General features: G+C 44.6%; 26 protein-coding genes and 1 tRNA gene. 15 read left to right on the forward strand and 12 right to left on the reverse strand.

What is annotated here, in order from left to right:
- Nucleotides 1-94 precede the first annotated feature (94 nt).
- From ACZ1GZ_RS13730 to ACZ1GZ_RS13750, 5 genes are all read left to right on the forward strand, one after another.
- Nucleotides 95-169, forward strand: a tRNA-Asn gene (locus ACZ1GZ_RS13730).
- A gap of 223 nt (nt 170-392) precedes the next feature.
- Nucleotides 393-1,835: a cryptochrome/photolyase family protein gene (locus ACZ1GZ_RS13735; RefSeq protein WP_472665449.1), complete on the forward strand. Its 1,443-nt coding sequence runs from the start codon at nt 393-395 to the stop codon at nt 1,833-1,835.
- A gap of 30 nt (nt 1,836-1,865) precedes the next feature.
- Nucleotides 1,866-3,191 carry an NAD(P)/FAD-dependent oxidoreductase gene (locus tag ACZ1GZ_RS13740; protein ID WP_472665451.1) on the forward strand — a complete coding sequence of 442 codons (1,326 nt, stop codon included), beginning with the start codon at nt 1,866-1,868 and terminating at the stop codon, nt 3,189-3,191.
- 4 nt (nt 3,192-3,195) lie between these two features.
- Nucleotides 3,196-3,987: a DUF1365 domain-containing protein gene (locus ACZ1GZ_RS13745; RefSeq protein WP_472665453.1), complete on the forward strand. Its 792-nt coding sequence runs from the start codon at nt 3,196-3,198 to the stop codon at nt 3,985-3,987.
- 70 nt (nt 3,988-4,057) lie between these two features.
- Complete coding sequence (locus ACZ1GZ_RS13750; protein WP_472665455.1) at nt 4,058-5,314, forward strand: class I SAM-dependent methyltransferase; 1,257 nt, start codon at nt 4,058-4,060, stop codon at nt 5,312-5,314.
- A 15-nt stretch (nt 5,315-5,329) separates the two neighbouring features.
- Here ACZ1GZ_RS13750 and ACZ1GZ_RS13755 read toward each other — a convergent pair whose 3' ends face one another.
- Together ACZ1GZ_RS13755 and ACZ1GZ_RS13760 are read right to left on the reverse strand one after the other, a co-directional pair.
- Nucleotides 5,330-6,106 carry an SDR family NAD(P)-dependent oxidoreductase gene (locus ACZ1GZ_RS13755; RefSeq protein ID WP_472665457.1) on the reverse strand — a complete coding sequence of 259 codons (777 nt, stop codon included), beginning with the start codon at nt 6,104-6,106 and terminating at the stop codon, nt 5,330-5,332.
- Nucleotides 6,107-6,134: 28 nt separating this feature from the next.
- Complete coding sequence (locus ACZ1GZ_RS13760; RefSeq protein WP_472665459.1) at nt 6,135-6,791, reverse strand: ChrR family anti-sigma-E factor; 657 nt, start codon at nt 6,789-6,791, stop codon at nt 6,135-6,137.
- A gap of 280 nt (nt 6,792-7,071) precedes the next feature.
- Between ACZ1GZ_RS13760 and ACZ1GZ_RS13765 the strand changes: the two genes are divergently transcribed.
- Genes ACZ1GZ_RS13765 through ACZ1GZ_RS13780 form a run of 4 tightly spaced genes read left to right on the forward strand, consistent with a single transcriptional unit; the run spans nt 7,072 to nt 10,306 of the window.
- Nucleotides 7,072-8,112: a cysteine synthase A gene (locus tag ACZ1GZ_RS13765; RefSeq protein WP_472665461.1), complete on the forward strand. Its 1,041-nt coding sequence runs from the start codon at nt 7,072-7,074 to the stop codon at nt 8,110-8,112.
- Nucleotides 8,113-8,129: 17 nt separating this feature from the next.
- The gene (locus ACZ1GZ_RS13770) at nt 8,130-8,864 is read left to right on the forward strand and encodes an alanyl-tRNA editing protein (protein ID WP_472665463.1); all 735 of its coding nucleotides are present in this window, start codon (nt 8,130-8,132) and stop codon (nt 8,862-8,864) included.
- Nucleotides 8,865-8,887: 23 nt separating this feature from the next.
- Complete coding sequence (sseA, locus tag ACZ1GZ_RS13775; protein ID WP_472665465.1) at nt 8,888-9,745, forward strand: 3-mercaptopyruvate sulfurtransferase; 858 nt, start codon at nt 8,888-8,890, stop codon at nt 9,743-9,745.
- A 54-nt stretch (nt 9,746-9,799) separates the two neighbouring features.
- Nucleotides 9,800-10,306: a GNAT family N-acetyltransferase gene (locus ACZ1GZ_RS13780; RefSeq protein ID WP_472668311.1), complete on the forward strand. Its 507-nt coding sequence runs from the start codon at nt 9,800-9,802 to the stop codon at nt 10,304-10,306.
- 120 nt (nt 10,307-10,426) lie between these two features.
- On the opposite strand, the gene ald is transcribed toward ACZ1GZ_RS13780, so the two are convergent.
- Nucleotides 10,427-11,548 carry an alanine dehydrogenase gene (gene ald, locus ACZ1GZ_RS13785; RefSeq protein ID WP_472665467.1) on the reverse strand — a complete coding sequence of 374 codons (1,122 nt, stop codon included), beginning with the start codon at nt 11,546-11,548 and terminating at the stop codon, nt 10,427-10,429.
- Nucleotides 11,549-11,695: 147 nt separating this feature from the next.
- On the opposite strand from ald, the gene ACZ1GZ_RS13790 reads away from it, so the two are divergent.
- Nucleotides 11,696-12,160 carry an Lrp/AsnC family transcriptional regulator gene (locus tag ACZ1GZ_RS13790; protein WP_472665469.1) on the forward strand — a complete coding sequence of 155 codons (465 nt, stop codon included), beginning with the start codon at nt 11,696-11,698 and terminating at the stop codon, nt 12,158-12,160.
- Between the two features lie 51 nt (nt 12,161-12,211).
- Here ACZ1GZ_RS13790 and ACZ1GZ_RS13795 read toward each other — a convergent pair whose 3' ends face one another.
- The 3 genes from ACZ1GZ_RS13795 to ACZ1GZ_RS13805 form a co-directional block, all read right to left on the reverse strand.
- Complete coding sequence (locus tag ACZ1GZ_RS13795; RefSeq protein ID WP_472665471.1) at nt 12,212-12,706, reverse strand: PilZ domain-containing protein; 495 nt, start codon at nt 12,704-12,706, stop codon at nt 12,212-12,214.
- Between the two features lie 266 nt (nt 12,707-12,972).
- The gene (locus tag ACZ1GZ_RS13800; protein ID WP_472665473.1) at nt 12,973-13,590 is read right to left on the reverse strand and encodes a LysE family translocator; all 618 of its coding nucleotides are present in this window, start codon (nt 13,588-13,590) and stop codon (nt 12,973-12,975) included.
- Nucleotides 13,591-13,857: 267 nt separating this feature from the next.
- Nucleotides 13,858-14,148: an HlyU family transcriptional regulator gene (locus ACZ1GZ_RS13805; RefSeq protein ID WP_472665474.1), complete on the reverse strand. Its 291-nt coding sequence runs from the start codon at nt 14,146-14,148 to the stop codon at nt 13,858-13,860.
- Nucleotides 14,149-14,289: 141 nt separating this feature from the next.
- Between ACZ1GZ_RS13805 and ACZ1GZ_RS13810 the strand changes: the two genes are divergently transcribed.
- Genes ACZ1GZ_RS13810 through ACZ1GZ_RS13830 form a run of 5 tightly spaced genes read left to right on the forward strand, consistent with a single transcriptional unit; the run spans nt 14,290 to nt 19,136 of the window.
- The gene (locus tag ACZ1GZ_RS13810) at nt 14,290-16,056 is read left to right on the forward strand and encodes a sugar phosphorylase (RefSeq protein WP_472665475.1); all 1,767 of its coding nucleotides are present in this window, start codon (nt 14,290-14,292) and stop codon (nt 16,054-16,056) included.
- On the forward strand, nt 16,049-16,834 hold the full coding sequence (locus ACZ1GZ_RS13815) for an HAD-IIB family hydrolase (protein WP_472665476.1): 786 nt from the start codon (nt 16,049-16,051) through the stop codon (nt 16,832-16,834). The genes ACZ1GZ_RS13810 and ACZ1GZ_RS13815 overlap by 8 nt, the downstream gene beginning before the upstream one ends.
- 30 nt (nt 16,835-16,864) lie before the next feature.
- Nucleotides 16,865-18,085, forward strand: a complete 1,221-nt coding sequence (locus ACZ1GZ_RS13820) for a glycosyltransferase family protein (protein ID WP_472665477.1) — start codon at nt 16,865-16,867, stop codon at nt 18,083-18,085.
- Between the two features lie 35 nt (nt 18,086-18,120).
- The gene (locus ACZ1GZ_RS13825; RefSeq protein WP_472665478.1) at nt 18,121-18,705 is read left to right on the forward strand and encodes a hypothetical protein; all 585 of its coding nucleotides are present in this window, start codon (nt 18,121-18,123) and stop codon (nt 18,703-18,705) included.
- A complete protein-coding gene (locus tag ACZ1GZ_RS13830) occupies nt 18,690-19,136 on the forward strand; it encodes a GNAT family N-acetyltransferase (RefSeq protein ID WP_472665479.1) in 447 nt (148 codons plus the stop codon). Before ACZ1GZ_RS13825 ends, ACZ1GZ_RS13830 begins: the two co-directional genes overlap by 16 nt.
- Here the strand turns inward: ACZ1GZ_RS13830 and ACZ1GZ_RS13835 are convergent.
- The 6 genes from ACZ1GZ_RS13835 to ACZ1GZ_RS13860 form a co-directional block, all read right to left on the reverse strand.
- Nucleotides 19,133-19,831: an ABC transporter ATP-binding protein gene (locus ACZ1GZ_RS13835; RefSeq protein WP_472668312.1), complete on the reverse strand. Its 699-nt coding sequence runs from the start codon at nt 19,829-19,831 to the stop codon at nt 19,133-19,135. The two genes, ACZ1GZ_RS13830 and ACZ1GZ_RS13835, sit on opposite strands and share 4 nt — an antisense overlap.
- Before the next feature lie 30 nt (nt 19,832-19,861).
- Complete coding sequence (locus tag ACZ1GZ_RS13840; protein WP_472668313.1) at nt 19,862-21,124, reverse strand: lipoprotein-releasing ABC transporter permease subunit; 1,263 nt, start codon at nt 21,122-21,124, stop codon at nt 19,862-19,864.
- Between the two features lie 46 nt (nt 21,125-21,170).
- Nucleotides 21,171-22,496: a proline--tRNA ligase gene (gene proS, locus ACZ1GZ_RS13845; RefSeq protein WP_472665480.1), complete on the reverse strand. Its 1,326-nt coding sequence runs from the start codon at nt 22,494-22,496 to the stop codon at nt 21,171-21,173.
- Between the two features lie 387 nt (nt 22,497-22,883).
- Nucleotides 22,884-23,150 (reverse strand): DUF1467 family protein, encoded by a 267-nt coding sequence (locus tag ACZ1GZ_RS13850; RefSeq protein WP_472665481.1) that lies wholly within the window; start codon nt 23,148-23,150, stop codon nt 22,884-22,886.
- 16 nt (nt 23,151-23,166) lie between these two features.
- A complete protein-coding gene (gene mce, locus ACZ1GZ_RS13855; RefSeq protein WP_472665482.1) occupies nt 23,167-23,571 on the reverse strand; it encodes a methylmalonyl-CoA epimerase in 405 nt (134 codons plus the stop codon).
- Between the two features lie 8 nt (nt 23,572-23,579).
- On the reverse strand, nt 23,580-25,250 hold the full coding sequence (locus ACZ1GZ_RS13860) for a ribonuclease J (RefSeq protein WP_472665483.1): 1,671 nt from the start codon (nt 25,248-25,250) through the stop codon (nt 23,580-23,582).
- Nucleotide 25,251: the final 1 nt, after the last annotated feature.

Below are 25,251 nucleotides of genomic sequence, written 5' to 3' on the forward strand. Positions count from 1 at the left end.
GCATTTCTCAAAATAATAATGCATTTTTTTAAATAAAACACTTGGCAAACGAGATATCTATTTGTTATAGCCCGTCCGTCCGAAGTGATAATGTTCCCCGGTAGCTCAGTGGTAGAGCAGTTGACTGTTAATCAATTGGTCGCTGGTTCGAGTCCGGCCCGGGGAGCCACTTCGACAAACCCCTCCTCGAAACTGATTTTATCGGCGATTACAACAATCAGCACTTTATCGTTTTTATAAATAAAGTTGCGCGATTTATAACTTTTTCATTGAAACTTTTGATCTAGCCTTCACGTTACTACGTAAACAAATTCACACAAACCAACAAAGTCACATAAACACGTGATCAGAATTGGTTATTTAAAAGAATATGTTAGATCAAAGGGCCGACGATGAGCGAAACACAAGCGACAACCGCAATAATCTGGTTTCGTAATGATTTGCGTCTATCTGACAATCCAGCTCTGCTTAAGGCTTGTCAGCATCAAAACGTTGTTCCTCTTTATATCTATGATCCGGCAGCCGCGCGCAAATTGGGCGATGCAAAAAAGCTCTGGCTGCACTATGCTCTCAAAGACCTGATAGAGAATTTAAGTGCCAAAGGTTCAAAACTGATTCTGCGCACCGGTGATGAGAAAACCATTTTAGAACAGGTTTTAAATGAAACAGACGCAAAAGCAGTTTATTGGAATCGCAGATATGAACCCATAGCAATTAAAAAAGACACTGAATTAAAGCGCGAACTTAAAAATAGCGGTTTGTTGGTCGAAAGTTTTCAAGGGCACTTGCTGCATGAGCCCACACAACTTACGACGAAATCGGGAACTCCGTTTAAAGTATTCACTCCATTTTGGAAAACATTAGACGCAACAATTGACGTTCAAGCCCCCTATCCTGCACCTCAAGAAATCCCGCAATTACCAGCAAATCTTGAGAACCCAGCAAAGTTCAAAAGCATTGAACTTAGTGAGCTTAATCTGTTGCCAACCAAACCAGATTGGTCAGGCGATATCCTAAACAGATTTACGCCAGGAGAATCAGCTGCGCACGCCGTTTTGTCCAACTATCTGCAAAATGATGTAAGTAAATATAAAGACCAACGCGATTTTCCCGCACTTGATGCGACATCAAAACTCTCGCCATATATGACATTTGGTGAAATATCCCCGCGACAGGTTTGGCACGCAAGTGATCAAGTCCAGGGCGCGCAACCATTTCGGCGCCAACTCGCCTGGCGGGATTTTTCATACCATCTTTTATTCCACAATCCCAAACTGGATGAAGAAAACTTCAACAACTCATTTGATGCTTTCAAATGGGATAAAAATGATGAACTTCTTCGTATTTGGCAACAGGGTAAGACCGGTTACCCAATTGTCGATGCTGGGATGCGAGAGCTTTGGCAAACGGGCTATATGCATAACCGTGTTCGCATGATTGTTGCCTCCTTCCTTACAAAGCATTTGTTGATTGATTGGCGCGAAGGCGAAAAATGGTTCTGGGATACCTTAGTTGATGCTGATCCAGCAAATAACACAGCAGGCTGGCAATGGGTTGCCGGATCAGGAGCTGATGCGAGCCCATATTACCGAATTTTCAACCCAATCATTCAAGGCAAAAAGTTCGATGCCGACGGTGAATATGTCAAAACATATGTTCCCGAACTCAAAGATCTTGATCCAAAATACATTCATGCGCCGTGGGAAACACCACAAGCCGTGTTGAAATCTATCTCGCTCGAACTAGGGCGAGACTATCCAGAACCGATTGTCGAGCATGGTTTTGCAAGAAACCGCGCGCTTGAGGCCTATGGTCAAATGAAGCAGGCTGCATAGGCAGATTTTACAAAAGACAGAAAGACACTCATGCAAAAGAAAAAGATAGCAATTGTAGGATCTGGAATATCGGGCAGCGCTTGCGCTTGGCTGCTACGCGACAATTACGATGTGACACTATATGAGAAAAACAAAATCGCTGGTGGTCACACAGCAACCGTGGATATCGATTACGATGGCACACCAATTTCAGTCGATACAGGCTTTATTGTCTATAATGAACTAAACTATCCGCATCTCACTGCTTTGTTTGACCATCTTAATGTGAAAACTCACGATAGTGATATGAGTTTTGCGCTGTCTCGCGATTTGGGCAAGTTTGAATGGGGTGGCAGCAAAATTGCCATGTTGTTCGCACAGAAGAGCAATATCTTCCGTCCTGAGTTTTTAAATATGCTGCGTGAAGTCTTTCGTTTTAATAACATTTGCGTCAAAGACCGCGATAAAGGTCACCTAAAAGGTCGATCAATCGGTGAATACCTCATCTGGCGTGGATTTTCCCCGGGATTTCAAAACAACTACCTCATGCCTATGGCGGCGGCAATCTGGTCATCCTCATCTAATCAGATGTTGGAATTCCCCGCTCTACACTTTGTCAATTTCTTTGATAATCACCGTTTGTTGCACCGTCGTCGTCCCACATGGCGCACGGTTACAGGCGGCAGCCGAAACTACCTCAACAAACTTCATGATGACTTGGGTGAACGCGTAAAACTTGGTTGCGGTGTTGAAAAAGTAATACGCAATGACAACAAAATTGAAGTCATCGATACAACTGGCGAAACCAACACCTATGACGAGATCGTCTTTGCCTGTCATACTGATCAGATGATTAAGATGCTGGACACACCGACTTTGGCTGAAACAGAAATTGCAGAAGCAATTCCGTACGGTGCAAATAAAGTCTACCTACACCGCGATGAAAGTCTTATGCCGAAGCGTAAAAATGTGTGGGCGTCTTGGAACTACTTGTCATCATCAAAAGAAACTAACAATGCAAATGTTGCCGTATCTTATTGGATGAACAGGTTGCAAGGTATTGATAATGACAAACCGCTTTTTGTCACACTCAACCCAAAGCGTGCACCCGCGAAAGAGCTGACATTTGGTGAGTACAATTATGACCACCCGCAATTTAGTAAAACGGCAATGATTGCTCAAAAATCACTTGAAAGCGTTCAAGGTAAAAATTCAACATGGTTTGCCGGCGCTTGGACAGGTTCAGGTTTCCACGAGGATGGATTGCGAAGTGCTGTGAATGTCGCCAACAAACTTGGATGCTACGCTCCTTGGCAAAACGCACCAGACATGGATATGTTTGCCAGCAACAAGGAACGAAAGCTCGAGGTAAGTTAGTCAAGTGATACAAAGGGATAGCGAAATTAGTAATGCCCCTGCTTGGCTATATCATGGCGATGTAATGCATGCACGTATGGCCCCGAAAAAGCACCGGTTTCAATACAAGGTCTTTTCACTGCTTATTGATGTTGATCAGCTTGAAGCAGCAAACAAAATGTCGCCTGTATTTTCGGTCGACAAATTTAACCTGTTGTCATTTCATCAAAGTGACCACTTGCCGAAGAACGGCGATAAAACGATCGGGCAACACGTTGCCGATTGTCTATTTAAGGAAAATATCACCTGGCAACCAAGCCGCATTCTTTTAGGCTGTTATCCGCGCATATTGGGCAAAGTGTTTAATCCATTATCTGTATTTTACATCTATGGACCAGATGAAGAAATTGGTGCTGTGATATATGAAGTGCGCAATACCTTTGGTGAAAAACATATCTATACGCGCAAAATAGATAAAGATAATCAAACATCTGCCCATATCAAACAAGAGGCTGATAAGACGTTTTATGTTTCCCCGTTTATGGAAATGGACATGCGATATTTCTTCACCATGTCGGAGCCGAAAGAGACAATGTCGTGGCGAATTTTAGAAAAACAAAACGACAAACCAATTCTAGCAGCAACCTATTTTGGGCGTAAAAACGCACTAAAAACGAGTAACCTGCTGAAATTTTTCTTGCAAATTCCATTTTTAACGTGGAAAATCCTTGCAGGAATACATTTTGAGGCACTTCGGCTTTGGCTAAAGGGACTGCAAGTTGTTCCCCGAACCAATCCGAAAAAGAACTCGGCATGATTACGCATGTCATGAGACGAATAGGTCACTGCATCCAAGATGCGAGTTTTAATATGGAGGAGATTTAGTCATGGAAACAATGACTTCACACCGGTCCGGAACCAATAACCCCAACATATTATCAACTGCAAATGTTGCAAATATTGTTAAAGGATTGCCAGCGCGGGCGCAGTTTGCATTACGCTCGTTAAGCAAGCTGGAAGTTGGCACATTAACATTGCATCTGCCTGACAAACGCATTGTTACCATCCAGGGTAAAACACCTGGACCTGATGCTACGCTCATATTGCATAATTGGAATTTACTTCACAAAGCACTTACAAGCTCAACAATTGGCGTTGCAGAAGCATACATGGACGGTGACTGGGAAAGCCCGGATGTGACAACGTTTTTGGAGCTTCTCGTTTATAACCAAACCATCGGTGATACTATCACTAAACGTGCCAGAGGCGTGTTAAAAACAGTGGAGCGTTTTCGCCATTGGTTGCGGTCAAACACGCGCGCGCAAGCGAAGAAAAACATATCTGCACATTACGATTTAGGAAACGATTTCTATTCGCAATGGCTTGATGAAACGATGACATATTCATCAGCACTTTTCGAAGAAGGCGTTCAGGACCTTGCCACGGCACAAACAGCTAAATATCGCGCCCTTGCAGAAGCTGCAGGTGTTCAAAAAGGTGACCGCATCTTAGAAATTGGTTGTGGTTGGGGTGGTTTTGCCGAATTTGCGGTGACTGAACTTGATTGCCACGTGACAGGACTATCACTAAGCCGCGAACAACTTAACTTTGCGGAAGAACGCATGGCTAAACTTGGTTTATCCCACATGGTGGATTTCAAATACCAAGACTATCGCGATGAACACGAAACTTACGACCGCATTATCTCAATTGAGATGTTCGAAGCCGTTGGGGAGAAATATTGGCCTGTATATTTTAATAAGATTCGCCAATGTTTAAAACCTCATGGTCGTGCGGGATTGCAAGTGATCACAATTGATCCAAAAAACTACGAGCACTATCGCGAAAATCCGGATTTCATCCAACGATACATTTTCCCCGGTGGCATGTTGCCAAGTGATGATGGTTTGGAAGGATTGGGTGCAACAGCAGGGCTAAAAACATTCGACAATCGCGAATTTGGTATCGATTATGCTAGAACACTCGCTGAATGGCGTGAAGAATTCTGGCTAAAGTGGGAGACAATCAAGCCGCTCGGCTTTGATGACCGCTTTAAGAAGCTTTGGGAGTTTTATCTGTTTTATTGTGAAGCAGGTTTCCGCTCAGGCAATATTAATGTCAGACAGATCGTCTACGGCGCATAGAAAATTGGCAGAATGTTATTTTGACGTTCTGCCAACCAGCGCGAAATACAGCCGATATGGCAGTAGATTTATAAATTTCAAGAAATATGTGAACCGCTTAGGGAAAGTGAGCTCAAACTTGTCCTGGGCTAATCCATCACTGATGCGTTTTGCGGCTTCTTCCGCTGGGATAATAGCCGGCATCTTAAAATCGTTCTGATCCGTTGCAGCGGTTTTCACAAATCCCGGATTGATCACCTGAATTCGGATATTAAGCTTATCAAGGTCAAACTTAAGGCTTTCAGCCATATTGATAACAGCAGCCTTCGTTGCGCCATATGCGGCACTTGTTGGCAAACCACCATAACCAGTTACCGAGGAAACAAGTGCAATTTGCCCTCTACCCTGCGTTTTCATCTGCTCAATTGCAGGTAAAAGACCATTGACCACACCTGTCAGATTTACATCAAAGGTCTTTTGAAAATCTGAGATATCAAGCTTATCAACGTGAACTGGGATATAAATTCCAGCATTTAGAATAACCAACGCTAGATTTTGATGTTCGTCAGCAATCTGCGTGACGATATCTTTCATATCAGAATAGCTCGTCACATCCGCAGCTTTGGCAATGATCGTGCCTTTCAATCCAGCGGCTTCTTTAACGAGCTGTTCAAGCTTATCTTCAGATCGCGCTGTGGCAATAACCGTGTAGCCATCCTGACAAAGCTGCAAGGCAACAGCGTATCCAATACCGGAGCTAGCACCCGTTACCCAAGCGACACCATCCGCAGGAGTTGCGTTATAAAGAGACATATCATCTCCGATCAGTTTGATTTTGCAATTAGCCTATCAGATCGCCAACAAGCTGACGCCAAGAACCAGTGAGAGTCACGCCTTCATCAAGAACGGCAAAGCCAATACAAGGGCGATCGGTCTCAGCTGTTGGTCGGTGGTCAACACTTGCATCAGCAATTGAGATATCACCGGGACCAAAACGGCCGCGCTCATCATTAAATGCACCTTCAAGTACGATTGATAACTCACAGCCTTTGTGCGTATGCGCTGGCATTGTACGACCCGGACGGATCCAGAACATATTGACATGACAGCCATCGATTTCGCCGATGTCGTATTCTTTAAATCCAGGCAGTTTTGTGCGCCAAGGAATATCCTCAACATCCATACCGATCAGACGGCGGAGTGCTAAAGGCAATCGTGCAGTGCTTCCCTGCTCATCAGCATCGTCGGCCACATCCGCAACGCTATCAGGTGAAGAAGCAAAAATTGCGGACAAGGCGTCGTTCTTTTTATCAAGTTCGGTCGGGGCAACCTGCTCAAGCGATAATCCGGCAATTGTTTCCAGATCACCAACAAAGCGGCGATTGTCCGGTTTAATTTCCAGATGCGCTTCCACCAAAACACTTGCAGGCGCAGATAATCCGCCAGAGGCATATTGTGCCATTAGTGTATCGACTGCATCTATCTGACTTAAAGTCATATTAAATCTTCTTTTATCTACTACGTCTCATCGGAGACTATCTCGTAAAAGACTCGCGCCGCTTGAGTCTTCCCTGTTTGTACACTTGTACGAAAACAGATTCAATTCGGATCATTAGACTAACTAAAAACTGATTATTTCTTCTTTTTCAATAAATATTTCAGCATCCTAGCAATATTATTCACAAAATCGATGAAAAGTTCAATTTTCATTCCTTGTAATTTGTCATATTTGGATGCAAATACTTAACCATAGTTAATTGATAAGGCTTTGGAATCTCATGTCAGTCTCAGAAAATGTTTTAGAACAAATTGGAAATACACCTTTGGTAAAGCTTAAACGTGCTTCTGAAGAAACAGGGTGTACAATTTTGGGTAAAGCTGAGTTTTTAAACCCTGGCCAGTCGGTGAAAGATCGCGCCGCGTTATCAATGATCCGCGCTGCAGAAAAAAGCGGCAAACTTCAGCCCGGCGGAACAATCGTTGAAGGCACGGCTGGGAACACCGGTATCGGCATAGCCATGATCTCTCGTGTCTTGGGGTATCGCTCCATCATCGTGATCCCGGAAACACAAACTCAAGAGAAGAAAGATGCTTTGCGTCTCATGGGTGCCGAGCTGATTGAAGTCCCTGCTCTCCCTTATAAAAATCCAAACAATTACATCCACGTTTCTCGCAGATTGGCAGAACAAATTGCAAAAACCAGCCCAAATGGTGCGGTCTGGGCTAACCAATTTGACAATGTCGCCAACAGACAAGCGCATATCGATACAACTGGCCCAGAGATCTATCGCGATCTGGATGGCAAAGTTGATGGTTTCATCTGCGCATGTGGATCAGGCGGTACACTTGTGGGTACATCTATGGCTTTGCGGGAACGCAGCAGCACATTCAAATCAGGGATCGTCGATCCAGATGGTGCAGCGCTTTATAATTTTTACGCAAACGGTGAACTTAAATCCGAAGGTGGCTCGATTTCCGAGGGCATCGGTCAAGGCCGTATTACTGCAAACCTTGAAGGTTACACACCTGATATGGCATTTAATGTATCGGATAAAGAAGGTCTGCCAATAATCTTTAACTTGCTACAAGAAGAAGGTCTCTGCATGGGGCTTTCAACTGGGATTAATGTTGCAGGTGCTATTCGCATGGCGAAAGAAATGGGTCCGGGGCACACGATTGTCACGATCCTTTGTGATTATGGCAATCGTTACCAATCGAAACTGTATAATCCTGAATTCCTGCGCTCAAAGGATTTGCCAGTGCCAGAATGGATGGAAGGTTCGCCTGATATCAAAATCCCATTCGTGCCTGAAACATAAAATCTGAGGTTCATCGCTTGATCACCAAAGCCCTTTTTAAAAACGATGCTTATTTAACAACCTGCGATGCTGAAGTTGTTGCTATCAATGATCGTGGGGGCGTGATCCTCAATCAAACGTGTTTTTATGCAACATCTGGCGGACAGCCTGGTGATACAGGTTTTATTGAGCGCCAAGACGGTTCTAAATTAGAAGTAACTGCGACAGTCAATGGCGAAACGAAAAACGATTTCGTCCATATTCTAGCTGAAGGCAGCCCCACTTTGGAGATTGGCGAAAAGATCGTCCTCCATATCGATTGGGAACGGCGATATAAGCTCATGCGCATGCATACCGCTTGTCATTTGCTTTCCGTCGTGTGCGAATACCCAATTACCGGTGCTGCTGTGGGCGAAAATGAAAGTCGCATCGATTTTGATATGAGTGAACCGCCTGAAAAGGCAGACATCACTGCAAAAATGATGGAATTGGTCACACAAAACCATCCAATTTTTACCAAAATGATTTCAGAAGCTGAATTAGATGCCAACCCTGATTTGGTAAAATCAAAAAACGTCAAACCGCCTCGCGGTGTTGGTGATATCCGTCTTGTTTGCATTGGTGAAGACAGCTCCATTGACAGCCAACCTTGCGGCGGCACCCATGTGAGTGAAACCCAAGAAGTGGGCGCAGTTCACATCGGCAAGATCGAGAAAAAGGGCAAAGAAAACAGACGTTTCAGAATTCGCTTTGGCGAAATGCCTAAACAATAAACCAAACGATTTAGGATAAAACTATGAACGACGACGCAGCGCTTAGCCCTTTTGTCAAATCACCCGAATGGCTGAATGATCATTTAAATGATGATAATCTACGCATTGTTGATGCGTCATGGTTTTTGCCTGCACAAAATCGAAATGCGGTTGAGGAATATGCGAAAAACCATATTCCAGGTGCTGTATTTTTTGATCAAGACAGTATTATCGACGAGCAATCGCCACTCCCGCATGCCCTGCCCGAGCCACATTATTTTGCCCAGCGCGTGGGTGAACTTGGCATCTCAACGGATCACACAATTGTGGTCTATGACGCACTTGGCATGTTCACTGCTCCGCGCGTTTGGTGGATGTTTAAAACTATGGGCGCTGAAAACGTCTTTGTGCTCGATGGTGGTTTTGACAATTGGAAAGCAAATGGCCTGCCCGTCTCCGATGAAACCGTATCACATGAAGCTGCCGAATTTACCCCTTATTTTGATAAGGACGCGGTTGCCAATATCGATGATGTATTAGCTGCAACCAGCGACGATGGCACAGAATTATTGGATGCAAGAGGTGAAGGCCGCTTTACCGGAGAAGACGCAGAACCGCGCACGGGCATGCGATCTGGTCATATGCCGAGCGCTAAAAACACACCCGTCTTTGGATTTTCAGATAATGGAAAGCTCAAACCTCTCAATGAGTTAAAAGATATTTTTGAATCAAAATCTGTAGATCTTAACAAGAAAATCATCACGACATGCGGTTCAGGAGTTACAGCAGCCGTGATCACATTGGCGCTCAATTCTATCGGTAAAACAGACGTTCAGCTCTATGATGGATCATGGTCAGAATGGGGTGCACGACAAGATACGCCTGTGGAAACAGGAGAATAGTCAGTGTCCTCGCAAAACCAAAAACCGCTACCAACCGTTGTTACTTTTCTTGAGATGAACACCCCACCGGTTAAATCTTACACGCGGCCGATGAATATCAATGCAGCGTTGATGGGCACCAAAGATATACCCCTGCAATTTTACAGATATCTGCAATATCGTGTTGGCGCTAAATGGCATTGGGTGGCGCGTCATCGCCTTTCAAATGATGAACTCTCAGAAATCATCTACCGCGAAACGACAGAGATCGATGTGCTTTATCTCGACGGTGTGCCATCGGGCTTTTTTGAGATCGATCGGTCCAATTCCAAACGCGTTGATCTGGCGTATTTTGGCATGATGGAACACGCTATCGGGCGCGGTTTGGGTAAATGGTTTTTAGCCCAAGCGATCGATGCAGCCTGGTCGAGCGAACCCAACAGCATCACCGTCAACACTTGCACGCTTGATCATCCTTCTGCATTGGGTCTTTACCAAAAGCTGGGTTTTCAACCTATTGGGCGCACGGAAACAGAAATCCTGCCGCTGACAGATGATGAAACGCTCTCTACTTTAAGTTAGTCTTCGGAAGATAGTTTCCCAAAAAACAAACAATCATCACATTATTCCCACCGCACAAAAAAAACACCGCCCGACGGACATCGGACGGCATTTCCAAGGCGCAATACCTTTCAGGAGGGATTAAGCGACGTTGCGAACAGCGTCTTCTGCGGTTAGCAAGTCATAACCAAGAGCTTCAGCAACAGCTTGGTTTGTGATTTTGCCGCGATGTACATTCAAACCGTTGCGCAGGTTTTGATCTTCAGCAATTGCTTTAAGACCTTTGTCTGCCAATTGTAGACCGTGGTGAAGCGTTGCGTTGTTAAGCGCATGTGCTGATGTGATCGGCACAGCACCTGGCATATTCGCCACACAATAGTGAACAATGCCATCAACTTCATATGTAGGCTCTGAGTGTGTTGTTGCTTTTGAAGTTTCAAAACAACCACCTTGGTCGATTGCAACATCAACGATGACAGCGCTTTTCTTCATGCCAGATAGCATTTCGCGAGTGACAAGTTTCGGAGCAGCAGCACCTGGGATCAACACAGCACCAACAACAAGATCAGCTGAGAATGTTTCTTCTTCAAGTGAATCAATTGTTGAATAACGTGTGTGAACTGAACCATTAAAGATGTCATCAAGTTCACGAAGACGCGGCAATGAACGATCAAGAATTGTCACATCCGCACCAAGGCCAACAGCCATTTTTGCAGCATTAAGACCAACAACACCACCGCCAATGATTGTTACTTTTGCAGGAAGAACGCCAGGTACGCCACCTAGAAGGATACCGCGACCACCATTTGCTTTTTGTAGTGCGGTTGCACCAGCTTGAAGAGCCAAACGACCAGCAACTTCGGACATTGGCGCCAATAGTGGCAGACCACCGCGATTGTCAGTTACTGTTTCATAAGCTACAGCTGTACAGCCAGACTCAACAAGACCTTTTGTTTGCTCTGGATCTGGAGCCAGGTGAAGATATGTATATAGGAGTTGCTCGTCACGAAGCTGAGCATATTCAGATGGCTGAGGCTCTTTAACCTTCACAACCATGTCGCTCTGCGCAAAAATGTCAGCTGCTTCGCCAACGATTTTAGCGCCAGCTGCTTGGTAAGCTGCATCATCTGCACCAATGCCAAGACCAGCGCCAGTTTCGATAATCACATCGTGGCCGTGAGCCACATATTCGCGAACTGATGATGGCGTTAGGCCAACACGATATTCATGGTTTTTAATCTCTTTAGGGCAACCTACACGCATCGCCATTCTCCTCTAATTGGAATTTTCAAATTTATTTGAGACCATTAAACATCATTTGAAATGGGGAATCTTTGCTTATACAATTGCAATTATCACGAATTTCGAATAATCATCGAATATTAAGTCCTGAAACAAGGAATTATTCGAATGGAAAATCTTGATACTGTAGATATCTCTATATTGCGAATCTTACAAAAAGACGGACGCATTTCAAATTCTGCACTTGCGGAAGCCGTAAACCTATCCCAATCAGCCTGCTCACGCCGTGTTGATATCTTGGAGAAAAAAGGCGCAATTAAAGGCTATCAGGCAAGATTATCGCATAGAGCGCTTGGCCACAAAATGATGGTGATTGTGCATATTTCACTGTCAGGCCAATTTGCCAAAACACTCAAGGAATTCGAAGCAGCTGTCAAACGCTGCCCCAATGTGTTGGTCTGCTATCTCATGTCTGGTGAATATGACTATATCTTACGCGTCGCAGCCAAGGATTTGGAAGACTATGAGCACATCCATAGAGACTGGCTCTCCTCCCTGCCCCATGTGGTGAAAATCAATTCAAGCTTTGCTTTGCGCGAAATCATCGAACGACCAAATGTCGGGCTAAATTAAATGAACCGCTAAGAACCAACGGCGATGTTCCCGCTTTTGGGAGTTCTTCATTTATGAAAGCGTAATCTGGCTGGGGATGTAAGGTTTAATCTCGGTTTTGTGTCTGTATTCAACAGATGTGAGTTTAGCGATCAGCTTATCAATTTCATTGCCGTCAAAAGACTGCGTCTTGCCAGCTACGATTTGTTTTGGGCGGTGCAAGACAGCCGATGCTTTTTGCTTATAGTCTTTCAACGCCGCCAAATACCGTCTTGTCATATCATCATTTTGACCAAAATAGACCTGTAATTCTTTGCTCTCTCTACGAATGATTTGCCCATAGAACTCATTTCTGTGCATGAAGCCTTGAAGCCTTCCGCCCGAAAACGAAAGCGCGATGTCATCCCCTTTATTTAAAACGAGATCAATTTTTAAGTTAATTTTCAAGCTGGTATCTGACATGGTAATAACCTGGCCGCGTGACTGGCGTCTTGCAGTTAGGATCGTGACAGGAAATTGTGTCGGAACACGAGGGTTCGCGCTTCGAGTTGTAAGGTCATTTCCCATGATAAACCTCTTACATTGACAGATAGACCGATATTATCACGCATATCGAAGCATGCTTTTAAGAAAATTCCTAAAATTTGAACCAATCTTGAGCGCTCAAAATATATATAAAAGTCAAATTCGCCAGGCACATAAGGTGTAAATCAATAAGGCGGCGTTAATTGGATAGCTAGGTCAAGAACCAAGTCTATTTGCCATGCAACTTTTTTCCAGATTATCAACCTTGTGCACAAAGGTGATATATTCGAAGATCATACAAATGATTGCTAAGTACGCGTTGGCTGGGGACTGACGAGTAAAATTATCCCGAATATACACATTGTTGCACCCGATATGCGTTGAAGAAACGAAAGTTTGGCTGCAGAAAATCTGGAGGCGAATTTACCAAAAAAAGCATAGGCTAAGATCGCCAGAGCTTCCATCATCATGAACGCGCCTCCTAACATCGCATAGCTTTGCCAATACTTGTCTATTGCAACGAACTGGGGAAAGAATGCAGCAAAAATTAAAATGGCCTTAGGGTTACTCACCGCCACCAAAGCTTCTGCCTTGAACGCTTGGCCGATAGAACTACTCTTATTCAAAAAACCTTCTGCGTTTATCTTTTCTGCGCTTCTCCACAAAGAAATACCAAGCCAAATGAGATAGATGGCTCCAACAACTTTTGCGATGCCAAACACAACTGTGGAAGTCGTAAGTACAAATCCCAATCCAAGTGCACTAAGTGCAATCATAGGCACAAACATCAACAATCTGCCAATCGCAGCTCTCTGAGCAAATAATACGCCCGATTTTGCGCCATTGATCATGGCCAAAAGGTTGTTGGGCCCAAAGGCGAGATTAAGTGCAAAGCATGCTGGAATAAAAATTAGCCATTCAATCATCTAATCTGTCCCACAAAATTTTCATAATCAAAAATATCAGATTTTAAGCGCAGCGAAAAGAGTTTTGCAGTTAGCTTTGCAGCAGAATCCTATATCTGAGCGATCTACCAACAATGGCTGGGATCAATGTCCACATCGGGTGAAAAGCAGAACTAATTCTAAAAACAACAAAGTTCTTAAAAAACCTCATAATCCGAAGCTGGCCTAACTCTAAAGCATCATTAATAAATTAGCTTTAGAACCCAAACAACCGTAAAGCACCCTACCTTATGATTGAAATACCCGATCGCCCAGCTGGTCGATCATTTGTTTGCCCTTCATAATGGCTAAATCATCGGCTTGGTCTTTAGATTGGCACACATCTGCTCTGATAAATTTGTGTTCTTTAGGCTCACCACCAATTTCTTTAGTAATTGTGCCGCATAGGCGAAACTGCCCACCTTCAGATATCGGTGTGGATGAAATTGTATAGCCCTCATAGCTTTCTTGTCTATCTGGCTTTGCGGGCGCAGCCTCACCACCAAACATTGAACCAAGTTTTTTCAAAAAGCCAACCATTTCAAGCACCTCATATCGCAACAAAGCTTATTTAATACCATCCTTAGCGCATGTTGGACTTGCCATCAACCGAATCCATTGTAAGATAATTCTGCTAGCTTAGCCTCCCAATCGACACGCATATTAACAAGCGAATTAACATTGACAGAACTTCCGACAATTGCCGACATGTCGTCAGCACGTCTTAAAAACAACATCTCACAGCTGATTAACTCGATCTATCCTGATCTTGATACCGAGACACTTACCAACCAAGTCATTGAGGCATTTTGGGATGATAAACACACCCCGAGACGCCGAGGGCGATTACCCTCAAATGAACTTTGGTCCGAAAAAGATAATTATGTCATCACCTATGGCAACAGCTTTGTCGATGGTGAGCATAAACCGCTCGATCTATTAAACCATTTCCTGCATAAACACCTGCGCGATACGGTCAATGGTGTGCATATCTTGCCGTTTTTTCCCTACACATCAGATGACGGGTTTGCGGTCACAGATTATCGCCAGGTCGATGGTCTATTGGGTTCATGGGAAGATATTTCCCGCATTGCCGCTGATTTTCGTCTTATGTCAGATCTCGTTCTTAATCACATGTCCAGCCAGGGGCATTGGTTTAACGAATATTTGCAAGGCCATGAGCCCTACAACAAGTTCTTTTTTGAAGCCTCACCCGATGATGACACAAGCGCTGTTGTACGCCCGCGCGCCCATGATTTGTTGCGAAAAGTCGACACAGCCAACGGCACCAAACATGTGTGGTGTACATTCAGTCACGATCAGGTGGATTTTGACTTCTCAAACCCGGAAGTTCTGCTCGAATTTTTAAGAATTACCCGCGATCACATCAATCAGGGTGTAAGAACCATTCGCCTTGACGCTGTCGCATTTGTTTGGAAGGAAATCGGCACAAGTTGCATCCACCTCCCCCAAACGCACCAAATTGTTCGTTTGATACGTTTGCTCGCTGATTTTGATCGCGAACCTGTGGTTATCATTACAGAGACAAACGTGCCTAACACCGAAAACCTTAGCTATTTCGGCAATCGCAACGAAGCACATATGATTTATAACTTCTCGTTGCCACCTTTATTGCTGCACGGGTTGCTTAATGGAACGTCTGAATATCTAAATGCCTGGCAAATGCGCATGCCCCCGGCGCAAATGGGTTGTGCCTATTTCAACTTCACAGCATCGCATGATGGTGTTGGCTTGCGCCCGGTAGAAGGCTTACTGCCCCAGGAAGATATTGACGGCATGATTGATACCATCAAAACCCATGGCGGCCGTGTTTCCATGCGTCAGGGCAATGATGGTAAAATGCACCCTTATGAGATGAATGTATCACTGTTTGATGCACTCAAAGGCACGAATAATGGCATTGATCAATTTAATGTCGAACGTTTCTTATGCAGCCAGACAATCGCGATGGCACTTGAAGGTGTTCCCGCTTTTTATATCCATTCCATGCTTGCGACACCCAACGATCAAAAAGGCGTTGAAAAATCTCAGCACAACCGCGCAATTAACCGACATCGCTGGGATTACAAAGAGCTCAACGAAAAACTTGAGGATCCTAAATCAAATCAGAGTATTGTGCTAAAGGAGCTCAAATCTCGGATCGCAATTCGCAGTCGTCAATCAGCTTTCCATCCAAATGCCACGCAGTTTACGCTACAATTAGGTCGGCAAATCTTCGGATTCTGGCGCCAAAGCATAGATCGCTCGCAAAGCATATTTGCGCTTCACAATATGACATCTGAATATCTAACAATTGAAACCATGGCACTGAATTTAATCGGTGGCGATGAATGGATAGATAAATTAAGCGGCGATATCATCTTTGAAGATACCAGCCAGATCGTGTTTGCACCTTACCAGTGCCGGTGGATTACCAACCGTGTCTAACACAAAGCCCGAAAACTATCTTATATTCACCGATCTCGATGGCACGTTGTTAGATCACGATACCTACTCCTACGCGCCCGCTAAAACCGCATTAAAAAAGCTACGCGACACAAAAACACCACTTGTGATCGCGTCCAGCAAAACCGCAGCTGAAATAGCACCCCTTCGGCTTGAACTTGGTTTTGATGCTTTTCCAGCCATTGTGGAAAACGGCGCTGGGGTGCTCGCCCCTGCAACACAAACCGACAGCACTACAAGTGACTATGACAAAATCATTGAAATAGTTCAAAGTGCACCTGCGCCTTTGAGGTCAAAATATAAAGGCTTTCATGATTGGTCAGCAGAACAAGTATGCCAACAAACATCGCTGAGCCTAAAAGCCGCCAAACTTGCCAAGCAGCGCGAGTATTCTGAACCAGGCATTTGGAGCGGTAACAAAAAAGAACTGACCCAGTTTAAAGACTATTTGAGCGAAAACGGCATTCGTGCGCAGCAAGGCGGTCGATTTTTAACGCTATCATTTGGCGCAGGAAAAGTGGATCGGATGAATGAAATCAAAGACCATCTTTTCCCCAATGGCAATGTTATAACCGTGGCGCTAGGCGATGCGCCCAATGACAAGCAAATGCTCGAACATGCAGACATTGGCTTTGTTATGAAAAACACTTCAAACACTGAGCTTTTTGCTCCGTTTGCGCCCGATCACATTTCTTATTCAAGCGAACCAGGACCACGAGGATGGAATACGTGCGTTTTGAGCTTGTTCGATGTAAACTAGATTAAACCGAGAAAAGAGACTGCATAAAATATGGCTGACTTTCATCAAAACGGTAGCGTTGCTACTTTGCATAATCTGGCACAAATTCCCTACCCGCAGTTGGAGGCCCAACTAAAGCAATTTGCGCAAACTCGGAAAATCACACTGATATTACCAAGCCTTTATTCTGAGCTTGAAGCGCCAGCATTGTCTCACATCGTTGATGAGTTGAGCAAAGCCGATTTTATCAATCATGTGGTTGTTGGTTTGGATCGCGCCGATGAAACGCAGTTTAAACACGCCAAAGAGTATTTCTCGCGCCTTCCGCAAAAGCATGACATTTTGTGGAATGACGGCCCTCGCCTTAAGGCCATTCACAACAAATTAGCGGGCGCCAATTTAGCACCAGAGGAACCAGGTAAAGGCCGAAATGTATGGTATTGCATGGGCTTCGCACTGGCTTCGCGCAATTCGGACGTTGTGGCATTGCATGATTGTGACATTACGACCTATTCAAAAGAAATGTTGGCCAGACTTGTTTATCCAGTCACCAATCCCGCTTTCGCCTATCACTTTGTTAAAGGTTACTATCCGCGCATTGCAGACGGGAAAATCAATGGCCGCGTATCAAGGCTACTCGTTACCCCGCTTCTGCTTGCCATTCAAAAAACCTGTGGCCACAATGATTATATCGATTATCTGAATGCATTCAGATATCCATTGGCAGGCGAATTTGCTATGCGCACGTCCATTCTACCCGATATGCGTATCCCGTCCGATTGGGGACTGGAAATTGGAGTTTTATCTGAAGTTTGGCGCAACCTTTCAAATCGTGTGATCTGCCAGGTTGATATTTCTGATGCCTATGACCACAAGCATCAGCCGCTATCCGAAGAAGACGCAAATGCGGGTCTTTCGCGCATGTCAATTGACATCTCAAAAGCGCTATACCGAAAGCTCGCGACAGATGGAGTTACGCTTTCAAACGCGACCTTTAGAACTTTAAAAGCCACATATTTCCGCATCGCGCTTGATCTTGTCGAAATGTATTATAATGACGCGACCATGAATGGTCTTCATACGGATCGCCATGTTGAGGAAAAAGCAGTTGAGCTGTTTGCTGCCAATATTATGAAAGCGGGCCAATCCTATTTGGATAACCCGATGGAAACACCATTTATTCCAAACTGGAGCCGCATCCAAGCAGCAGATCCTGATGTCTTGCTCAATATTCAAAAAGCTGTCCAACAAGACGCCGCTGAGTTTGGGTAATTCACGCTGCGAACCGATAAGAAGAGGGTTTTAAATTGCTTAGATACATCATCCTAACTTACTGCCTCTTACTCTCCTTTGCAGCTTCTGCAGACCAGCACCAGGATATGACATTTAGCGCAAGCGAAGTCTTTTCTGTCACAACCACAGACTGGAATAATGACGAGGTTGCGGACCCAGTGATGATCCTAAACATCAATGACGGAGAGCAATTTGATGTATTATTTTTTCTCAGCGACGATTATAGGCGTATCAAATTAAAACACCACATTCCCGATATGGTTTGGGGCGCAAGTGTGATGTTTGGGCAGGAGCCATGGGTTACGACAACTCAAAATGGATCTGTTATAGTCGGCTCACAAAATTTCTCAGTCGGTCGAAATCGATGGGAACAAAAGCTAACCATCGCTTACCGGAACAACGAGCTTGTCGTTGCGGGCTTCACCTATTCTTACTACGATTCACTTGACCCAAATGCCTATGGAGGATGCGATTTAAATCTGCTTACCGGCAAAGGCTTTAAAAATGACCAACCTATAAAAATCCAAGCGCAATCGACCGCGGTTGTACACTTTTCCCAACAAGCAGATAGTTTGATCAGTCTATGTCTCGCAAAATAAATATCAGATTTGCTGATAACAACGATTTTCCGCAAGTTCTCGATCTATTGGATGTGTTAGGTGGCGATAGTAAAATATCCCCCATGGAGGATATCAAAAAAACTTGGCATGACATTCTAAATTATAATGGATTAAACGTAATCGTTGGTGAGGTTGACGGACAACTTGTTTCTACATGTACTTTGATCATTGTCCCCAATCTCACACGGGCCGCCAAACCATATGCCTTTATTGAAAATGTTGTAACATTGCCGAAAGAACGCGGCAAAGGATATGCAAGCCAAGTGCTAAATTTCGCGATCGACTTCGCAGGATCGCAAGGATGCTACAAACTGATGTTACTATCAGGGGATACGAACAAAGAAGCCCATAAACTCTATTCAAAACTGGGTTTCAAACGAGACAAAATCGGATTTCAGTATCGATATTAAAGTTCGACCAGCTGACCGTCTTTGAGCGTCACGCAACGGTCCATTTGCCGGGCAAGCTCGTGGTTGTGGGTCGCAACCAATGCAGATAACCCAGATTGTTTTACAAGCGCTTCAAGCGCTTCAAACACATAAGAAGCTGTTTCAGGATCAAGATTACCCGTTGGCTCATCTGCCAATAACACACTTGGTGCATTTGCGACAGCACGCGCAATTGCAACACGTTGTTGCTCACCGCCAGAAAGTTCTGTCGGGCGATGGGAAATGCGATGACCAAGCTTTAGATATTCAAGCAGTTCTTTTGCTCTAGCTTCAGCTTCTTTTTTCTCAAGCCCGCTGATCAATTGCGGGATAACAACATTTTCGCTGGCAGAAAATTCAGGTAAAAGGTGATGGAATTGATACACAAAACCGATTTTCTTACCGCGCACATCGGTTCTATTCTCATCAGATAAATGGCTGCAGGCAATACCATCGATAATCACTTCGCCACCATCCGGACGCTCAAGCAAACCCGCCATATGCAATAATGTTGATTTACCTGCACCAGAAGGTGCAATCAGAGCAACGGTTTCACCGCGGTTTAACTTGAATTTCACACCATTTAAAATGGTCAGCTTCTCATCACCCTGCACATAGTGACGCTCAACGGCGAGCAATTCCATTGCCAAATCTTGCGCATTGGTTATGTCACTCATATCAATTCGGCTCGCATCATTCATGTTCATTTACTCATATCTCAGTGCTTGAACGGGATCAATTTTCGAAGCGCGCCACGCTGGCACAAGTGTAGCAATAAAGGTCAGAACAAAAGCCATAATGATAATCGAAAGCGTTTCAGAAAAATCCATATCAGCTGGCAATTGGCTTAAGAAATAGAGCTCAGGATTAAAGAGTGTTGTGCCTGACAACCAAGAGAAAAATGCACGAATTCGCTCAACGTTTAAGCAAACCACCACTCCTAAGATCACACCAGCGCCTGTTCCTGCAACGCCAATTGCGGAACCCGTCATAAAGAATATGCGCATGACAGACGCAGACGTTGCGCCCATAGTGCGCAAAATTGCGATATCACGCCCCTTGTCTTTAACCAGCATAATAAGCCCTGATATGATGTTAAGAGCTGCAACAAGTATGATGAGTGTTAAGATCATAAACATGACATTCCGCTCAACCTGAAGCGCTGAGAAAAACGTTTGGTTACGCTGTTGCCAATCCGTTATAAAAATTTGCCGCCCAGCTGCGGTTTCGATCGGGGCGCGAAAATCATTGACGCCATCAGGGTCATCGATGAAGACCTCAATAGATTGCACTTCATCTTCTGTATTGAAATAGATCTGCGCTTCATTCAAAGGCATATAAATTATTGAAGAATCATACTCAGACATACCAATCTCAAATATACCTGAAATCGGGTAGGATTTAACGCGCGGCGTCACACCAAAGGGTGTTACATCTCCTTCCGGAGATACAAGCGTGATATTATCGCCAGCTATCAAACCCAAAGAATCGGCCATGCGCGTTCCAATCAAGACACCCTCGCCGGCAGCAAATCCCACAAGATCGCCAGCTTTGATGTTTTCAGAAACCCAATTCAGTCGTTCAATATCAGCCACCGATATCCCGCGCACCAGTGCACCGGTTCCCGCGCCGCCATTACCGGAAGCCAAAGTTTGACCCTCGACAATCGGCAAAGCCATTTGAACGCCTTCAACACCTTCAAGACGTTTGGCAAGATTGGTATAATCATTAAACGGCTCATCAATCGGTTGCACGATCATGTGACCGTTGATACCTAAAATTCGGTTGATGAGCTCTGCACGAAAGCCATTCATCACCGCCATCACAATGATGAGGGTTGCAACCCCAAGCATGATACCTGCAAAGGAAAACCCTGCAATTACAGATACAACCGTTTCTTTGCGTTTTGAGCGCAAATAACGCCAGGCAACAAGACGTTCAAACACACCAAATGGCTTGGATGATGACATTTCTTCGGTTTTGCTGCTCAAGGTTTCAACGCCTTTTCTTAAAAAATTATCGTGCAGTTAGTTTATTAATCGCTGCCTCTAGTGTGAGGCTTTCGCGTGCACCGGTTTTTCTGTCTTTAACTTCAACTTCACCAGTTTTCATCCCGCGAGGTCCGACAACAACTTGCTGCGGAACGCCAATTAGATCAGCGGTTGCAAACTTACCGCCTGCTCGCTCATCTCGATCATCAATTAGTACATCAAGACCAGCTTTTTGAAGTTCAGCATATACCTTTAATGAAGCTTCATCACAGGTTTCATCGCCCACTTTCATATTGATAATTCCCACATCAAATGGCGCAACTGATTCTGGCCAGATGATACCATTATCATCATGAGACGCTTCAATGATGGCGGGAACAAGGCGTGTTGGACCAATGCCATAAGAACCCATGTGCACTTCGTGCTCTCGCCCATCTGGACCCATGACCTTCGCACCCATCTTGGCTGAATATTTTGTGCCAAAATAGAAGATATGCCCAACTTCAATCCCGCGGTCGGACACTTGCTCTGATGCATCAATTGCACCAAATGCAGCCTCATCATGCATTTCAGATGTTGCGGCATAGAACTCTGTCCACTCATCAAAAATCGACTTCATCTTTGCGCGGTCTGAAAAATCAACGTCTTCGGTTGGTATATCGAAATCAAGGAATTTTTTGTGACAGAACACTTCCGATTCGCCCGTATCGGCCAAGATAATAAACTCATGGCTTAAATCACCTCCGATTGGGCCTGTATCTGCGCGCATAGGAATAGCGCGCAGACCCAAACGGTCAAACGTCCGCAGGTAAGCCGTGAACATTTTATAATAGGCAAATTCTGCATCTTCTTTGTTCAAATCAAACGAATAAGCATCCTTCATAATAAATTCACGAGAACGCATGGTGCCAAAACGTGGTCTGATCTCATCTCTAAATTTATGCTGAATGTGATAAAGGTTAAGCGGCAGCTCTTTATATGAGCGCACATATGAGCGGAATATGTCCGTCACCATCTCTTCATTTGTTGGACCGTAAAGCATTGGACGATCCTGCCGATCGTTAATGCGCAGCATTTCCTTGCCATAATCATCATATCGCCCACTTTCATTCCAAAGATCTGCAGATTGGATGGTTGGCATCAAAATTTCATGTGCCCCGGCGCGATTTTGTTCTTCGCGAATAATGGCATTTACCTTATCCAAAACACGCTTACCCAGAGGCAGCCACGAATAAATACCAGCGGATTGTTGACGGATCATTCCCGAACGCAACATCAAGCGGTGAGAAACAATCTCAGCCTCTTTTGGGTTTTCTTTTAGAATGGGCAAAAAGTATTGAGAAAGGCGCATGGCTTATCCGTTTAAAAAATTATGATCCATGAACAAAATCGTTCGGAATCGCAGGTTATTTTATTGTTGAAGACTTCTACTCTTTTACGATCAATCTGAAAAGGAGGAATAATAAATAGAACTTGATAGGTGTTCTCTTTATTTTTTCATCAATTTTTCTATAAGTCTGCAAAAAAAATGGTGACAAATTTCGGCAAGTAGGCTAACTTCGCTCGAAAATAAGGCAGTTTTTTAAAAACATGCCTAAATCGCGATCAAGTCTTGGGAGGATTAGATCTCAGGCGCGCTTAACGCGCAGCCACCGGCCGACGGGTAGAGATCCGCGACAACTAACAGCAAGGCTATTATAGCCTTGCTTTTTTTATGTCCTTACAAAACCAATATTGATTAGAATTGAGGGAAGATTGCCATAAAGTCGTCGAAGGTAATTCCAAACACTTCAACTAAGACAAAAAAGCAAACGAAGAACACGCTTGCGACAATTGAGTTCATCACGACGACGCGTAGGACTTTGAGATTCGCCGGCGCGCTTTTTGTGGTCCCCAGAACCACTTCGCCCTCTTCAGCCTGCGATTTTCCGCTAAATGGCAGCACTAAGAAAAGCGATATCCACCACATAATAAAATAAATCGCAAAATACGTACCAAATCCCATTGATGAAAATCCTAGATCAAACTTGCTCTAACTCAATCAATGTGCCGGAAAAATCACCAGGATGTAAAAACAGGACAGGTTTTCCGTGCGCACCAATTTTAGGCTCACCGTCACCTAATACACGAGCCCCAGTTTGTATCAATTGGCTTTTTGCCGCATCTATATCCTCAACCTCATAACAGATGTGGTGCATGCCGCCTTTTGGGTTCTTGTCCAAAAATGAAGCAATGGGCGATGTTGCATCAATTGGCTCTAACAGCTCAACCTTTGTATTTGGCAATTCGATGAAAACCACAGTAACCCCATGTTCATCAAGTTTCTGAGGCGCTGTCACCTTAGCTCCTAGCATGCCCTTATATTGCTCGGTTGCGACCTTAAGATCAGGAACCGCAATCGCCACGTGATTTAGTCTTCCAAGCATATTGCCCCCTACACTTTTTCAACAAACACGGTAGCGACCGGCTTCTTATTCCAAACCTCACGCACAGCTGAACGCACAGCACGGCGCACTGATTCTTGCACCATACTCAAATCCTTACGGCGCACGCGCGGAATACTTTCTACTGCACCAATCACCGCGTCATAAATCACATCATCAATCTCATCACCAGCATCATCAAAGATCGGCAATCCAATCGAGTTGATCAATGGATCACTCTTGAACTCATATCTGTTATCAAGCAATACCTGCACCGATACGTGACCAGCAAATGAAAGTTTGCGGCGGTCTGAAATACCCAAATCATCATATTCGCCAATCACAGCACCATCTTTAAAGATACGGCCGCTTGGTACGTCATCGATCAGTTCAGGCTCTCCTGGTGCTAAACGAAGCATATCCCCATTACGAACGCGTGGTACTTTGCCGATGCCGCTTTCTTCGGCCAATTTCGCATGGGCAACGAGATGCGCCGCTTCTCCATGAACGGGAACTAAAATCTCAGGACGCACCCACTCGTACATTTGTTGCAATTCATTACGACGCGGATGTCCCGATACATGGATCGGTAATTCGTCGCTATCCTCAATAATATGAATACCGCGATCAATCAGAGCATTTTTGATGTTTAAAATACCCTTTTCATTGCCAGGAATGGCGCGAGCAGAAAACACAACAGTATCATCTTTCGCTAATGCCACATGGCGCATTTCATCACGTGATAATTTTGCAAGCGCAGCGCGAGGTTCCCCTTGTGAACCGGTCATAATAATGACGACCTTATCGCGTGGAATAAAACCAAACTCATCTTCTTCCAAAAAGTTCGGTAAGCCATCCATCATGCCAAGTTCACTGGCAACAGATACAACACGTTTGATAGAACTCCCCAAAAGCAAGACTTCACGTTCAGCATCACGGGCAGCTTCAGCAATTGAGCGAATGCGGCCCACATTTGACGAAAACGAAGTTATTGCGACACGCGCAGGTGCATCCTCGATTACCTTAGTTAAGTTTTTGCTGATTGATTGTTCTGTTGGTGAAGTGCCATTGCGCATTGCATTGGTGGAATCGCACATAATCGCCAAAATACCTTCATCGCCAAGCTGACGAAATCTATTCTCATCTGTCAAAGGTCCCAATGATGGATCATGATCGATCTTCCAGTCGCCTGTATGAATGACTTTTCCAAGATCCGTTTTAATCGCAAGCGATAGCGGCTCAGGGATCGAGTGATTAACGGCAACGGCTTCGATCTCAAACGGGCCGATATTAAACACATCACCAGCATTAAAGATTGTAACCGGTATTTCACGACGTGAACGCTCGTAAGCGCGCTTTGCTTCCAACATACCTGCGGTAAATGGGGTTACATAAACGGGCACGTTTAACAAAGGCCATAGCTCATTAAGCGCACCATAATGATCCTCATGCGCATGGGTGATGATAATGGCTTTAAGGTTATGACGCTCTTCTTCTAAAAACCTGATATCTGGCAAAACAAGATCAACACCAGGAAGCTCTAACCCTGGGAATGTCACTCCGCAATCGACCATAATCCATTCGCGATTATCGGGACTCCCATAGCCATAAAGCGCTAGGTTCATGCCAATTTCACCAACACCACCTAGTGGTAAGAATACGAGTTCGTTCTCGCTAGCCATA

This window comes from Lentilitoribacter sp. JB5-8 (genome assembly GCF_055693385.1).